The organism is Actinomyces sp. S6-Spd3 (assembly GCF_000758755.1).
Classification (GTDB): domain Bacteria; phylum Actinomycetota; class Actinomycetes; order Actinomycetales; family Actinomycetaceae; genus Pauljensenia.
Map to the genome: position 1 here is coordinate 1 of NZ_JRMV01000024.1, position 932 is coordinate 932.

Annotated in this window: 2 protein-coding genes; both read left to right on the forward strand. The window is 51.2% G+C overall.

All coding sequences use genetic code 11. The features are described 5' to 3' along the window. Window positions 1–351 (forward strand): ribonucleotide-diphosphate reductase subunit beta (locus tag HMPREF1627_RS00185; protein WP_034499762.1); only part of this gene is annotated, 351 nt, incomplete at its 5' end. Window positions 352–537: 186 nt separating this feature from the next. Then, on the forward strand, window positions 538–932 hold a 395-nt coding region (locus HMPREF1627_RS10055; RefSeq protein ID WP_324606562.1), incomplete at its 3' end, for a sugar-binding domain-containing protein.

Here is a 932-nt window from a genome sequence, read left to right on the forward strand (position 1 = left end):
CAGCTGGCGGTTGCAGAGGCCTCGCCGCAGCGCCAGGCCGAGCTGAAGGATTACACGTTCGAGCTTTTGGACGAACTGTACGAGAACGAAGAGAAGTTCACGGAAGACCTGTACGATCCGCTAGGTCTAACGGAAGACGTGAAGAAGTTCCTGCGCTATAACGCGAACAAGGCCCTCATGAACCTGGGATACGAGTCGCTATTTCCGCCGGAGAGCACGGACGTCAACCCCGCAATCTTGGCTGCGCTTTCGCCAAACGCGGACGAGAACCATGACTTCTTCTCCGGTTCAGGTTCCTCTTACGTTATCGGCGACATCGAAGACACTGAGGACGACGACTGGGATTTCTAGTTTGAAAACTGAGGTTTACCACCGATTTTGAGGTGGTTTGCCAAGGTAAAGCAGAAGAGCCCGGACTTGCACATACGAGTCCGGGCTCTTTCATAAACATGGCGTGCGTCACAAAAGTAATCAGATTGTTACAAGATTTGTTTGCTACGTGGCAAATATCTTTGCTACGTAGCATATAGTCGGTATATGAGAGTCAACGATGACAATTTCTTCAAATGGTTAGAAGCCGGCTATCCACGGCCGCAGCTGTGCAGAGAAGATTGGCACAGCCTTAATGGCGAATGGGGATTTCAAGAAGATCCCGATGACGTTGGGCTAGATCAGAAGTGGTATAAAACCGATAGGTCGGATTCCTTTGGTCATGCCATTATCGTGCCGTTCCCGCCCGACTCAAAGAGGTCTGGCTATGTATGGCAAGACCCTCAGAACGACTCGGAAGTTGTTTGGTACAAACGAACGATTACAGCTGAGAATCTGACAAGCTCGTTGGAGCATCCGCAGTGGTTCATAAACTTCGAGGCGGTGGATTACGAGTGCGATGTTTGGGTTAACGGCCAGCATGCCGCTCGTCATCGCGGAGG